The organism is Nocardioides ginkgobilobae, from assembly GCF_054781275.1.
In genome coordinates, this window is record NZ_BAAGUS010000012.1 from 25,761 (window position 1) to 38,679 (window position 12,919).

The window sequence follows — 12,919 nt, forward strand, 5'->3', positions numbered from 1 at the left end:
CGTGGGAACCATCGGTGACATCTTCGGCTTCCTGGCCGCACCGCTCTACTACGCCATCTCCGGCGTCATGCTCCTCTGGCACGAGCTGTTCACGCTGCTCGGCCTCGACGAGGACGGGGGCCTCGGGTGGGCCCTGTCGATCATCGGCCTGACGCTGGTCATCCGCGCAGCCCTGATCCCGCTCTTCGTGCGCCAGATCAAGGCCAGCCGCAACATGCAGCTGATCCAGCCCAAGGTCCGGGAGCTGCAGAAGAAGTACGGCCACGACCGGGAGCGTCTCGCGCAGGAGACGATGAAGCTCTACAAGGACTCGGGCACCAACCCGTTCGCGTCCTGCCTGCCGATCCTGCTGCAGATGCCGATCTTCTTCACGCTGTTCAGCCTGCTGAACAACGCCTCGAAGGAGGTGGGCCGGGGGTTCCTGACCGACGAGCGCGCGCGCAACTTCGGGGAGTCGGAGCTCTTCGGCCGGATCCCGATCGCGGACAGCTTCTGGGGCTCGGGCATCTGGCGCGAGGGCGGCGGTGACGCCGCCGTCATGGTGCTCGCGCTGTTCCTCGTGCTCGCCATGACCGCCACGACGTTCTTCACGCAGCGCCAGCTGATGAGCAAGAACATGCCGGCCGATGCGCTGTCCGGCCCGTACGCGCAGCAGCAGAAGCTGCTCCTCTACGTCCTCCCGGTGGCCTTCGGCCTCGGTGGCGTGGCCTTCCCCATCGGTGTCCTCCTGTACTGGACGACGTCGAACCTGTGGACGATGGGCCAGCAGTTCTACGTGATCCGCAACAACCCCGCTCCGGGCACCCCGGCCGCCAAGGCGAAGGAGGAGCGCGACCGCGCCAAGGCGCTCAAGCGTGGCGAGGCCGTCGCCGAGGTCGAGGCGCCCGTCGTGGAGGAGCGCCGCCCCGCCCGCCGTGAGCAGCCCCAGCGGCAGCCGCGGGCCGCCCGGAAGAAGGCCGCTCCCGCGAAGGGTGCGCCGGCCCGGAACCAGACCCAGAAGAACCAGAAGAAGGGAGGCGGCTCGTGAGCGAGTCGACCCAGACCTCCGACGCCGTGGAGTCCGCGGACGTCGAGCAGGACCAGCCCGTGGTGAGCAGCCGGATCCAGGCCCTCGAGAACGAGGGGGAGATCGCTGCCGACTACCTCGAGGAGCTGCTCGACATCGCCGACCTCGACGGTGACCTCGACATGGACGTGGAGGGCGACCGGGCCGCGGTGTCCATCGTCGGTGCGGACCTCTCCCAGCTCGTCGGTCGCGACGGGCAGGTGCTGGAGGCGCTGCAGGAGCTGACCCGGCTGGCCGTCTACCGCGAGACCGGGGAGCGATCCCGGCTCATGCTCGACATCTCCGGCTTCCGCGCCCAGCGGCGTACGGAGCTCGAGCAGGTGGCTGCCGACGCCGTCGCCCAGGTGCGGGAGCGTGGCGAGCGGGTCTCGCTGGAGCCGATGTCGCCGTTCGAGCGCAAGGTCGTGCACGACGCGGTGGCCCAGGCCGGGCTCGTGTCGGAGTCCGAGGGCGTCGAGCCCCGGCGGTTCGTGGTGATCCTCCCTGAGTGACGCGCTGCCCGATCCGGGCGCTGTTTCACGTGAAACACCCCCCACGCCCGCAGTGGCGCGGGGGGTGTTCCCGCATGAGCGGCTGGCACTGGCCGAGCGGTACGTCGGGTGGCTGGCCGGCGCGGGGACGGAGCGCGGCCTCATCGGCCCGCGGGAGGTGCCGCGGCTGTGGGACCGGCACGTCCTGAACTCGGCCGTCCTCGGTGAGTGGGTCCCCGACGGGGTCCGGGTCGCCGACATCGGGAGCGGGGCCGGCCTCCCGGGTCTGGTGCTCGCGCTCGCGCGACCAGACCTGGACGTGACCCTGGTCGAGCCGCTGCTGCGGCGTGCCACCTTCCTGCAGGAGGTCGTCTCCGACCTCGACCTCCCCGTGCGCGTCGTAAGGGCCAGGGCGGAGGAGCTCCACGGGGTCGAGTCCTTCGACGTCGTCACCTCCCGTGCCGTGGCGCCCCTCGACCGCCTGGCCGGCTGGTGCATGCCGCTGGTCGCGGCTGACGGCGCCATGGTGGCGCTCAAGGGCTCCAGCGTCACCGACGAGGTGGAGCAGCACCGCGAGGAGCTGCGGCGGCGCGGGACCGGGGATCCGGAGGTGCGTGCCCTGGGGGCGGGTGTCCTGGAGTCCCCTACCTGGGCGGTCCGGGTTTCCTGGGCCGGCGAGCCGCAGGTATCTTGGCGCATCGCCCGGGACGCTCGTCCTCGTGGGCAGCGAGCACAGCGTCGTCCCGGCCCCGGCGGACGTCGACGCGGGAAGGGCACCCGGTGACCGGAGAGGCTCCTGTGCCGAGCGGGGACACGGATCCTCGTGACGAGTTTTCCACCGGTCGTCCCACGCTCAACCAGCCGAGTTCTCCACAGATCGAGGAAAGTTCTCCACAGGTGTCTGTTTCACGTGAAACATCCGGCGGAGCCGGCAACAGCGGCGGGGCGTTCGTGGTCCGCACGGCAGCAGAGCTCGCCGAGATGGAGCCGACCGAGAGCGACGACCTGACGCCCCTGGCTCGGGCGACCGAGTTCTCCCTGTCGCTGCGCAGCAGGGCTGCCCGGCGCTCCCCCTCGCCCCGGCCCGCGGCGACCCGTGTCTTCGTGGTCGCCAACCAGAAGGGCGGGGTCGGCAAGACCACCTCGACCGTCAACGTGGCGGCAGGACTGGCCTCGCTCGGGCAGCGCGTCCTGGTGATCGACCTGGACCCGCAGGGCAACGCCTCCACGGCGCTGAACGTCGAGCACCGGCGGGGCGTCCCCTCGACGTACGACGCCCTGGTCGACGGCGTGCCCCTCACCGACGTCGTGGCGCCGTGCCCGGACGTCGACGGCCTGTGGGTGGTCCCGGCGACCATCGACCTGGCCGGCGCCGAGATCGAGCTGGTCTCGGTGGTCGCCCGCGAGGGCCGTCTGCGCAAGGCGATCCAGGGCCACCCGTGGGTCGGGACCGCCGAGGCCGTGGGCGAGGACCGCTTCGACTACGTGCTCATCGACTGCCCGCCGTCGCTGGGCCTGCTCACGCTCAACGCGCTCGTGGCCGGTGAGGAGATGCTCATCCCCATCCAGGCCGAGTACTACGCGCTCGAGGGCCTGGGACAGCTGCTCGAGACCGTCGACATGGTCCGGGCGCACCTCAACCCGTCGCTGGCGGTCTCCACCATCCTGCTGACGATGTACGACGCCCGCACCCGGCTCGCCGCCGGTGTCGCCGAGGAGGTCCGCGACCACTTCGGGGGCCAAGTGCTCCGCACGGCCATCCCCCGCTCGGTGCGGGTGTCCGAGGCGCCGTCGTACGCCCAGACGGTCATGACCTACGACCCGGGGTCCGCGGGCGCGCTGTCCTACCTCGAGGCCGCGCGGGAGATTGCCGAGCGAGGAGCCCCCCAGTGAACGCACGTCCGGCTGCGCGCCGTGGCCTGGGCCGTGGCCTCGGCTCGCTGATCCCCACCGCTCCGCCCGAGGAGACCGCGGGAGCCTCAGCCCAGGTCTCCGCCGCCGACGGCGACGCCGGCGCAGGCGCTCCGGGTGCGGAGGCCCCACGAGCCGACTCGAACGGCTCCGGCGTCCCGTCGGGCACCGACAGGGTGCCGGCCGCCGACGCCGGGGACCTGGCGCCCGTGGACGGTGCCTACTTCGCCGAGGTCCCGATCGGCCAGATCGTCCCCAACGCCGTCCAGCCGCGCCACGTCTTCGACGAGGAGGCGATGGCCGAGCTGGTGCACTCGATCCGCGAGGTCGGGCTGCTCCAGCCGATCGTCGTGCGGCGTACCGGTCCGGAGTCCTACGAGCTGGTCATGGGCGAGCGCCGCTGGCGGGCCTCCCAGCAGGCGGGCCTGGAGGTCATCCCGGCCATCGTGCGCCAGACCGAGGACGACGACATGCTCCGGGACGCGCTCCTGGAGAACCTCCACCGCTCCCAGCTCAACCCGCTGGAGGAGGCCTCGGCGTACGCCCAGCTGCTGGAGGACTTCGGCTGCACCCACGAGGAGCTCGCGACCCGCATCGGTCGCTCCCGCCCGCAGATCTCCAACACCCTGCGGCTGCTCAAGCTGAGCCCGGCCGTCCAGCGGCGTGTGGCTGCCGGCGTGCTCTCGGCCGGGCACGCGCGCTCGCTGCTCGCCGTGGACGACCCCGCAGTGCAGGACCGGCTGGCGTCGCGGGTCGTCGCCGAGGGGATCAGCGTGCGTGGTCTGGAGGAGATCGTGGCCGTGGGCGACCACGGCGACGAGGGCGCCGGGCGTGTGGTGCGCCGCAAGCCCACCGCACCGGGGCTGGCCGAGATCGCCGACCGGCTCTCGGACCGCCTCGAGACCCGGGTCAAGGTGGACCTGGGTCGGAGCAAGGGCAAGGTGCAGATCGAGTTCGCCTCGCTGGAGGACCTGCGGCGGATCATCGACATCATCGACCCGCGCAACCGGTCCGACCGGCCGATCTGACGCCTGTCGATCTGACAATAGATCGCTTTGTCGACTTATCGATGAAGTGATCTAGGCAGGTCCCGGCTGGCGCCAGCTGAACCTCTCGGCGTACGGGCGAACGGGCCTCAGGCCCCAGTGGCCTTGGCCCGTCGGGCCTCGGCACGGCGACGCTGCTCCTCGGCGTCGAGCCGGGCGGCCTCCTCCGGGGTGGGGGCCGAGCCGCCGAAGCGGGCCGGCAGCCACCACGAACCCGGGGGCTGCTCGTCGGCGGGGTACGCCGCGATCGTCTCCTCGAGCATCGTGCTCATCCGGGCGCGCAGCTCGGCGGTCTCCGCGACGGGGTCCGCACCCGTCGGGCGCATCGGCTCGCCGACCCGGATGGCGATGGTCTTCCCGCGGGAGAAGTCCCTGTCGTGGTCCTTGGTGAAGATCCGCTGGGTCCCCCAGAGGATGACCGGGACCAGCGGCACGTCGGCCTCGGCCGCGATCCGCACCGCGCCGGTCTTGATGTCCTTGATCTCGAACGACCGCGAGATGGTGGCCTCGGGGAAGATCCCGACCGCCTCGCCCCGCTTGAGGTAGTCCACCGCGGTGCGGAAGGAGGCCAACCCCTCGCCACGGTCGACCTCGATGTGGTGCATCGAGCGCATGACCGGACCGCCCACCGCGTTCTGGAAGATCTCCCGCTTCGCCATGAACCGCACCTTGCGTCCCGAAGGGTTCGCCGCGAGACCGCCGTAGATGAAGTCGAGGTACCCCACGTGGTTGACCGCCAGGAGCACGCCCCCCTTGCGCGGCACGTGCTCGGTGCCGGTCAGGTCGAAGCGCTGACCCAGCAGCCGGAAACCGGTCTTGGCGGCGAGGATGATCGGGGGGTACGTCAGGTCCAGCACGCCCCGATCCTGCCACGTGGGCCCAGCGCGCCGGCCAGCCGCCGGCGGGCGGGAAACGACGGGCAGGGTCGAGGAAGGGGTGGCCCGAGCGTCAGTTGACGTCCGTGCCGGGAGCGTCGTACCCCGCGGCGAGCCCGCGCTCGGAGATCTCGTGCTCCAGCGACGCGCCGAAGGTCGCCCGCAGCTCGATCTCGTCCTCGAGCACACCGGCCAGGCGGCGTACGCCCTCACGGATGCGCTCGGGGGTGGGGTAGCAGAAGGACAGCCGCATGGCCCCCGAGCCGTAGCCGTCGGCGAAGAAGGCGGTGCCCGGCACGTAGGCGACGCGGGCGGTCACGGCGCGCGGCAGCATCGCCTTCGCGTCGATGCCCGGCGGGAGGGTCAGCCAGACGTAGAAGCCGCCGTCGGGGACGTTCCAGCGGCAGCCGGCGGGCATCAGGTCGTCGAGGGCGGAGACCATCGCGTCGCGGCGCTCGCGGTACATCTCCCGGAACTGCTTGATCTGCCCCTGCCAGTCATGGGCGGAGAGGTACGCCGAGATCGCCATCTGCGAGAACTGCGGCGGGCAGAGGGTCGCGGACTCCTGGGCCAGCACGAGCTTCTCGCGCACGGGGTGCGGTGCGAGCGCCCAGCCGACCCGGAAGCCGGGGGCGAAGGTCTTGGAGAAGGACCCGAGGTAGATGACGTTGTCGGCGTCGTCGGCACGCATCGCGCGCAGCGGCTCCTGGTCGAACCCGAGCAGGCCGTAGGGGTTGTCCTCGAGGACCAGCACGCCCTCGCGCCGACAGATCTCCAGGACCCGCGAGCGTCGCTCCAGCGACATCGTCACGCCGGCGGGGTTGTGGAAGTTCGGGATCGTGTAGAGGAACTTGATCCGGCGCCCGGCGCGCTTGGTGGCGGCGATCGCCTGCTCGAGCGCCTCAGGGACCAGCCCGTGGGCGTCCATCTCGGCGTGCACGACCTCGGCCTGGTAGGCGCGGAAGACGCCCAGCGCACCGACGTACGACGGCGCCTCGCAGATCACGACGTCGCCGGGGTCGCAGAAGATCCGCGTCACCAGGTCCACCGCCTGCTGGGAGCCGACCGTCACGACCACGTCGTCGGGATGGGCCTCGATGCCCTCCAGCCGCATCACCTCGGCGATCTGCTCGCGCAGCTCCGGCACGCCCTGGCCCGAGCCGTACTGCATCGCCACCGGCCCGTGTTGCAGCACCAGGTCGTTGATGGCGTGCCCGACCACGTCCAGCGGCAGCCCGGTGATGTTGGGCATCCCGCCCGCCAGCGAGACCACCTCCGGCCGGGAGGCGACCGCGAAGAGGGCCCGGATCTCCGAGGCCGTCATGCCTGCCGTGCGCGCGGCGTACCGGTCGACGAAGGAGTCGAGACGGGCGTGCGAGCGCGCAGGGGTGCTGTCCATGATCCCTCTAGCATGAACGATGAGGCACCCGCACGCACGCGCTGGCCGGGTGCTGGGCGGGTCGTGGGGGTGTGGCGGTCCTCACCTCCGCCCCGGATGGAGCAGAGGCTGCGGAGGTGCACCGTGGGACGTCGGGTCGTGCCGCTCACGCTGGACCTGCTCGACCGGCTGTCGCCGGACGAGGCCCCGTGCCGGGCGTGCCTGTGCTGGGCCGTCGACGCCGTACGCCGGGAACGGCTCGGCCCCGACCTGGGGTCCCGCGTGGAGGCCAAGGACGCCTGGGTGTCCGAGCTGCTCCGGGAGTGGGGCTCGTGCGGGCGGGCGGTCGTCCTGGACGCCGAGCCGGTGGGGCTGGTGCTCTACGCCCCGCCTGCGTTCCTGCCCGGGGCAGCGGCCGTGCCGACCACACCGGCCTCGCCCGATGCGGTGCTGGTCGCGGACATCTGGGTGCGGCCGGACCTGCGCCGCCACGGCCTGGGCCGGTTGCTGGTGCAGGCGACGGCCCGGGACCTCGTGGCGCGCGGCGGGGTCCGGGCGATCGAGGCCTTCGGTCGCCGCGGCCCGGGCGCGCCCGCCTGCACCGCGCCGGTCGACTTCTGGCTGCGCACCGGGTTCCGCACGCACCGGGCCCACCCGGTGGTGCCCCGGGTGCGGATGGACCTGCGGAGCACGGTCACGTGGATGGACGAGGTGGAGGCCGCCCTGGAGCGGCTGGTCGGGGTAGTGCGACCCTCACCCGCCCCGGAAGCAGCAGTCCCCGTCGTCCGGAGGGACGACGGGGACGTGCGGTGATGCTTCGGAGATCAGGCGGGGGTCTCGACACGCGGGTCACGGCTTCGCAAGCTCAGCCGTGCCACTTGCTCGACCACCGATCGAGGAGTCCGCTGGCGCGTCCCCCTCAGGCCGTGTAGTCGGCCAGCTCGTTGAGCAGGGTCGCCTTGGGGCGGGCGCCGACGATCGACTTCACGACCTCGCCGCCCTGGTAGACGTTGATCGTCGGGATGCCGGTGACGCGGTAGGAGCTCGGCGTCACGGGGTTCTCGTCGACGTTCATCTTCAGGAAGGTGATCTTGTCGCCGTGCGCGGCGGCGATCTCCTCCAGGATCGGGGCGACCTGGCGGCACGGGCCGCACCACTCGGCCCAGAAGTCCACGAGGACCGGCTTGTCGGACTTGAGCACCTGCGCCTCGAACTCGGCGTCGGTGACGGCGGCGATGTTGCCCACGACTGGGCTCCCTTCGTCAGTACTGCTGGGTGGGTCGTGCGGGGTGAACACCGCACTCGGCGGCGGTGTTCCCAGGGGCTGCTCAGGCGTTGATCTCGGCCTGGGCGCGCTCGGCGGCCTCGGTGGTGCTGGAGGTGACGTGCTCGAGCTCGCCGAGGTAGCGCTCGGCGTCGAGGGCGGCCGCGCAGCCGGTGCCGGCGGCGGTGATGGCCTGGCGGTAGTGGTGGTCGACCAGGTCGCCGCAGGCGAAGACGCCCGGCAGGTTGGTCATGGTCGAGGGGTGGTCGACCAGCACGTAGCCTCCTGCGTCGAGGTCGACCTGGCCGTGCAGCAATTCCGAGCGCGGGTCGTGGCCGATCGCGATGAACAGGCCCGTGGCCGGGAGGTCGGAGCGCTCGCCGGTGACGGTGTCCTCGAGCACGACCTTCTCGAGGCGGTCCTCGCCGACGATCTCGGCGACCTTGGAGTTCCAGATGATCTCCAGCTTGGGGTCGGCGAAGGCGCGCTCCTGCATGATCTTGGAGGCGCGCAGCTCGTCGCGGCGCACGATGAGGGACACCTTGGACCCGAAACGAGTCAGGAAGGTCGCCTCCTCGACCGCGGAGTCGCCGCCGCCGACCACGGCGATGTGCTGCTCGCGGAAGAAGAAGCCGTCGCAGGTGGCGCACCACGAGACGCCGCGGCCCGACAGCGCGTCCTCGTTGGGCAGGTCGAGCTTGCGGTAGCCCGAGCCCGTCGCCAGGATCACCGAGCGCGCACGGAACTCACCGGTGGCGGTGCGCACGACCTTCACGTCGCTGGTCAGCTCGACCTCGACGACGTCGTCGGCGACCAGCTCGGCGCCGAAGCGCTCGGCCTGCGCGCGCATCTCGTCCATGAGGGCCGGGCCCATGATGCCGTCGCGGAAGCCGGGGAAGTTCTCGACCTCCGTGGTGTTCATCAGCGCACCTCCCGCGGTGACCGACCCCTCGAAGACCAGCGGGTGGAGGCTGGCCCGGGCGGCGTAGACGGCAGCGGTGTACCCGGAGGGGCCAGAGCCGATGATGATCACGTTGCGGATGTCGTCGGACATGCGAGTCCTTCCCCGCCTCGAGGGCGGACGATGACGGTCGGTCGGTGCGCGGCGCCGGACGGCCCGCACAGAGGTGGAACCGATCGTAGGCGAGCGGCATTCCAGCGCCCGGGGACGCCCGCGGGCGCACCGTGGTCGGGGGTTCGGAAGTGCCGGTTCGGGGGTCAGGGCACGGGCAGGGTGACCGAGCGCAGGACCTCGCCGGTGCCGCACTGCAGGAGCGCGGCCACCTGGGTGGCGCCCTCGACCGGGCGCAGCACCAGGACGGCCGGCGACCCGTCGTACACCACGGCGACGGGGGTGCCGGGGCCGACCTCGGGCGGGGTGCAGCCCTGCCACTCGCGCTGCACGCGAGGAGCGGCGTCCCGCAGGAGCTCGGGTCCCTGCGTCCGGGCGGCGGTGCGACCCGCACCGTCGAGGCGTCGCTGCAACCGCTCGGCGACGTCGGCGAAGCTGCGCTCGTCGACCTCCACGAGGCGACCGCCCAGGGCCAGGAGGCCGTCCGCGAAGGCCGACATCGAGCCGGCTGCCGCGCCGCCGTCGGTCGCCGCCTCGGGGGAGGCGTCCAGCGCGTACGCCTCGGCCTGCTCCTCCGCCTCCATCTCGGCCAGGTCCTCGTCGCTGGCCCGGCCCTCGCTCGGGTCGGCGAGCTCGCCGTCGGCGGCCACCTCCGAGGTCGCCGCCGCGTCCCCTCCGCTCTCGGTGCGGTCGACGACCGCGTCCACGCCCACTCCCGCCACGACCACCGCGGCGGCGGCGACGAGCAGGGTCAGGCCGCGGCGCGGTCGGCGCGCTGGCGCGGCCGGGCGGGGCGCGCCGGCAGCGCGCGCTGCTGCGGCGTAGCCGTCCAGGTCGTCGTGCAGGTCGTGCGGGGACGCCTCGCCGTCGAGTCGGGCGAGGACGTCGTCGAGCCGCGCGGCGACGTCCTCGGGGACCGGCTCGTCGTGGCGCGCACGGCCCAGCAGCCGTCGTAGGCGCGCCTCGTCGGCCGGGCTCAGCTCCTCGCTCACGGCGGGTGCTCCTCTGGTCAGGGTGCGGGGGATGGGTGGTGCTGGTGCTGCGGTGGTGCCCCGCCTGCGGCGGGTGGTGCTGCCCCGGGGCGGACCCCGACGGCGTACGTCGGTCGGGGGCGGTCCCCTCGGGTGTGCATCGAGCGGGTGCGGATCGCCTCAGGGCACCGGTGGTGCCCGGGCTTCCGAGGGTCCGACGTGCGGGCCGGCGACGGGGTTCCCGGTCGTGGGGTGGTCCACCTCACCCGGCTCGGTGTCGCGCAGCAGCGGGGCCAGGACGACCGCGAGCCGGGCCCGCGCGCGGGAGCAGCGGGACTTCACGGTGCCGACCGGGCAGTCGAGGATCCGCGCCGCCTCCGCGACGGGGTAGCCCTCCATGTCGACCAGCACCACCGCGGCGCGCTGCTCGGCCGGCAGCGCGGCCAGGGCGGCGAGCACGGCGCGTCGCTCCTCGGACCGGACCGAGGCCGCGTCCGGCTGCTCGGGGGCGTCCCCGGGGGCGCGACCGGCGACGGGGTGGTCGTCGACGTCGTCGGGCAGGGGGTGCGTGCGACGCACCTTGGCCGCGCGGAGCCGGTCGAGGCAGGCGTTGACGACGACGCGGTGCAGCCAGGTGGTGACGGCGGAGTCGCCGCGGAAGGAGGCCGCCCGGCGGTAGGCCGAGACCATGGCGTCCTGGAGGCCGTCGGCGGCGTCCTCGGGGTTGCCGGTGGTGCGCAGCGCGACGGCCCAGAGCCGGTCGCGGTGCCGTCCGAAGAGCTCCCCGAAGGCCCCGGACTCGCCGGCGACGTGGGCGGCCAGCAGCTCGCGGTCCTCGCGGGTCGACCAGTCGGTGGGGCCGGGCCCGTGGGTGCCGTCCGCCGGAGCGGGGTCCGCGTCCTCGGCCCCGGGCAGCGGGGCGCCCTCGGGCTGGACCGGGACGCTCATCCGCGCACCGTGATCTCGGCGACCTCGGCCCGCCAGCCGTCGGGGACCTGGGGCAGGCCGGTGAACCAGACGGTCACGTAGCGACCCTGGGTCGGCCCGTCGAGCTCCACGGTCTCCTCGGGTCCGCCGGCGACCTGGGCGACCGGCTCGAGCCCGCCGGCGACGGGGTCGCCCACGGGCGCCTGCTCGGTGAGGAAGAGCGAGACCTCGGTCGGCGCGCCGACCAGCTGGAGGTCCACGGCGCGCACCTCCTGGCTGTTCCCGAGGTCCAGCACCAGGCCGACGCCGGTCTTCAGGCCGGCCGGCCCGAAGTCCTGCAGGTAGGTCGCGGTGCGCCAGGTCGTGGCGTCGTCCCCGTCGACGACCAGCGGCAGGCTCTCGGGGTTCTCCTCGCCGTCCTCGCCCTGGGGGTCGAGGTCGGCGACCCCGGCGACGTCGAGGGGTCGGGCCGGAGCCGCGGAGGCGCGGTCGGTGGGGGAGGCCGAGCGCCGCTCCTCCGGGACGGTGCCGAGCGGGGTCCGACCCCGACCGAGGTTGAAGGCCACGACGACCGCCACCAGGACCACCATCGCGGCGAGCAGCACGGCGGCGAGCCGGAAGGTGTTGCGCCCGGGCACCTCGTCCTCGACCACGGGGCCGGTGCCGGTGGGCCAGCCGGTGTCCACCAAGCCGTGCGCGCCGGTCGGGTAGCCCGAGTGGCCCGGGTGACCCGTGTGGTGTCCGGCGTCGGTGTCCCACGGCCAGTACGACGCCGAGCCGGTGCTCGGCGCGGGGACCCGGCTGCGGCGTACCGGGGCGCCCTCGGGCGGGTCGGGCGCGAAGAGCGGACGAGCCGGGGGCTCCTCGAACGGCGGCGGCGGGCTGGCCGGGCGGGCCTCGGGGTCGGCGAGGAACCCCGGCAGCTCGGCCTGGGTGACCTCGCCGGTCGCCTCAGCGGGCGGGCCGTCGTCGGTCCTCCCGTCGGGGGCCCGGTCGGGGGCCGGGTCGGGCGCCTCGTCGGACGCCGTGCTCGCCGCGACCGGCGACGGGGGTGCGGTGGTGTCGGCGTGCGGGTCGCGCACGGCGAACTCCGGGACCTGCGGCAGCACGACGGTCTCGTGGCCGCGGCTGACCAGCCGGGAGACCATCGACTCCTGGATGCCGACCGGGTCGCCGACGAACTCCTCCAGCGCCTCGCGGAGCCGGGAGGCCGGCACGTCGCCGCCGGGACGCGGGTGGAGGACCTCATCGCAGAGGGTGTCCAGCTCGCGGGGGATGCCGGCGCGCACCTGCCGGGGCCGTAGGACCCGGTCGTGGTCCGTGGGGGCCGGCGGCACCGCGGAGCCGGAGCGACCGGCCCAGCGACCTGTGAGCGCGGCGTACAGCAGGCCGGCGAGGTCGACGACGTCGCCCTCGGCGCTGCCCTCGGAGCACCCGTGCAGGGCAGCGTCGACCGACCAGCCGATGACCCGGACGGCCCCGGAGGTGTCGACGAGGAGGTTCTCGGGGTTGAGCCGACCGTGGGGGACGCCTGCGGCGTGGGCGACGGAGCACGCTGCGGCGACCTCGCCCACCAGCCAGGCGGCCCGTCGCGGCGCGAGCGGCCCGCCGGTGGCGAGCATGATGTCGAGCGACGTGCCCGAGCCCCACTCGTTGACGACGTAGCAGAGACCGGCGCTGCGCTCGGCGTCGAGCACCCGCAGGATGTGCGGGTCGAGCACCGTCGCCGAGCGACGCGCCGCGGCGAGCAGCCCCTCGGCCCGCGGGTCGTCGGCGCTGATGACGTGGAGCGCCACGTGCCGCTCCAGCACCCGGTCGTGGGCTCGCCAGAACCGGCCGTCCCCGCTCTCGCTCAGCAGGTCGACCAGGCGGTACCGGTCCGCGAGGACGTCTCCGGGCCGGATCGAGGCGGGCACGCGGCTCCCTGGGGCGGCTGGTT

General features: G+C 73.5%; 13 protein-coding genes. 6 read left to right on the plus strand and 7 right to left on the minus strand.

What is annotated here, in order from left to right; genetic code table 11:
* Position 1: 1 nt before the first annotated feature.
* The 5 genes from yidC to ACYVID_RS12230 all read left to right on the plus strand — a co-directional run bounded on the left by yidC (position 2) and on the right by ACYVID_RS12230 (position 4,475).
* Complete coding sequence (gene yidC, locus ACYVID_RS12210) at positions 2–1,027, plus strand: membrane protein insertase YidC (protein WP_460737376.1); 1,026 nt, start codon at positions 2–4, stop codon at positions 1,025–1,027.
* Positions 1,024–1,557, plus strand: a complete 534-nt coding sequence (locus tag ACYVID_RS12215; protein WP_460737378.1) for a Jag family protein — start codon at positions 1,024–1,026, stop codon at positions 1,555–1,557. The genes yidC and ACYVID_RS12215 overlap by 4 nt, the downstream gene beginning before the upstream one ends.
* Positions 1,558–1,621: 64 nt before the next feature.
* Positions 1,622–2,320, plus strand: coding sequence for a 16S rRNA (guanine(527)-N(7))-methyltransferase RsmG (gene rsmG / locus ACYVID_RS12220; RefSeq protein ID WP_460737380.1), 699 nt, complete (start codon positions 1,622–1,624; stop codon positions 2,318–2,320).
* A 113-nt stretch (positions 2,321–2,433) separates the two neighbouring features.
* Positions 2,434–3,429 carry a ParA family protein gene (locus tag ACYVID_RS12225; RefSeq protein ID WP_460737382.1) on the plus strand — a complete coding sequence of 332 codons (996 nt, stop codon included), beginning with the start codon at positions 2,434–2,436 and terminating at the stop codon, positions 3,427–3,429.
* Positions 3,426–4,475, plus strand: a complete 1,050-nt coding sequence (locus tag ACYVID_RS12230; protein ID WP_460737384.1) for a ParB/RepB/Spo0J family partition protein — start codon at positions 3,426–3,428, stop codon at positions 4,473–4,475. The genes ACYVID_RS12225 and ACYVID_RS12230 overlap by 4 nt, the downstream gene beginning before the upstream one ends.
* Positions 4,476–4,582: 107 nt before the next feature.
* On the opposite strand, the gene ACYVID_RS12235 is transcribed toward ACYVID_RS12230, so the two are convergent.
* Together ACYVID_RS12235 and ACYVID_RS12240 are read right to left on the minus strand one after the other, a co-directional pair.
* Positions 4,583–5,350, minus strand: coding sequence for a lysophospholipid acyltransferase family protein (locus ACYVID_RS12235; RefSeq protein ID WP_460737386.1), 768 nt, complete (start codon positions 5,348–5,350; stop codon positions 4,583–4,585).
* Between the two features lie 91 nt (positions 5,351–5,441).
* The gene (locus ACYVID_RS12240; RefSeq protein ID WP_460737388.1) at positions 5,442–6,767 is read right to left on the minus strand and encodes an aminotransferase-like domain-containing protein; all 1,326 of its coding nucleotides are present in this window, start codon (positions 6,765–6,767) and stop codon (positions 5,442–5,444) included.
* Positions 6,768–6,890: 123 nt separating this feature from the next.
* Here ACYVID_RS12240 and ACYVID_RS12245 point away from each other — a divergent pair, with 123 nt between their 5' ends.
* Complete coding sequence (locus ACYVID_RS12245; RefSeq protein WP_460737390.1) at positions 6,891–7,559, plus strand: GNAT family N-acetyltransferase; 669 nt, start codon at positions 6,891–6,893, stop codon at positions 7,557–7,559.
* A gap of 106 nt (positions 7,560–7,665) precedes the next feature.
* Here the strand turns inward: ACYVID_RS12245 and trxA are convergent, their stop codons facing one another.
* The 5 genes from trxA to ACYVID_RS12270 form a co-directional block, all read right to left on the minus strand.
* A complete protein-coding gene (trxA, locus tag ACYVID_RS12250; protein ID WP_300640182.1) occupies positions 7,666–7,992 on the minus strand; it encodes a thioredoxin in 327 nt (108 codons plus the stop codon).
* Positions 7,993–8,074: 82 nt separating this feature from the next.
* On the minus strand, positions 8,075–9,064 hold the full coding sequence (trxB, locus tag ACYVID_RS12255; RefSeq protein ID WP_460737393.1) for a thioredoxin-disulfide reductase: 990 nt from the start codon (positions 9,062–9,064) through the stop codon (positions 8,075–8,077).
* Between the two features lie 164 nt (positions 9,065–9,228).
* Entirely contained in the window at positions 9,229–10,074 is an 846-nt protein-coding gene (locus ACYVID_RS12260; protein ID WP_460737395.1) for a hypothetical protein, read from the minus strand.
* Positions 10,075–10,233: 159 nt separating this feature from the next.
* Positions 10,234–11,001 (minus strand): RNA polymerase sigma factor SigM, encoded by a 768-nt coding sequence (sigM, locus tag ACYVID_RS12265; protein WP_460737397.1) that lies wholly within the window; start codon positions 10,999–11,001, stop codon positions 10,234–10,236.
* The gene (locus ACYVID_RS12270) at positions 10,998–12,896 is read right to left on the minus strand and encodes a protein kinase family protein (RefSeq protein WP_460737399.1); all 1,899 of its coding nucleotides are present in this window, start codon (positions 12,894–12,896) and stop codon (positions 10,998–11,000) included. Before ACYVID_RS12270 ends, sigM begins: the two co-directional genes overlap by 4 nt.
* Between the last annotated feature and the right edge of the window lie 23 nt (positions 12,897–12,919).

Coding starts and splice junctions, on each gene's coding strand:
- trxB (WP_460737393.1), bottom strand. CDS start 9,064: ATGTCCGACGACATCCGCAACGTGATCATCATCGGCTCTGGCCCCTCC.
- ACYVID_RS12240 (WP_460737388.1), bottom strand. CDS start 6,767: ATGGACAGCACCCCTGCGCGCTCGCACGCCCGTCTCGACTCCTTCGTC.
- sigM (WP_460737397.1), bottom strand. CDS start 11,001: ATGAGCGTCCCGGTCCAGCCCGAGGGCGCCCCGCTGCCCGGGGCCGAG.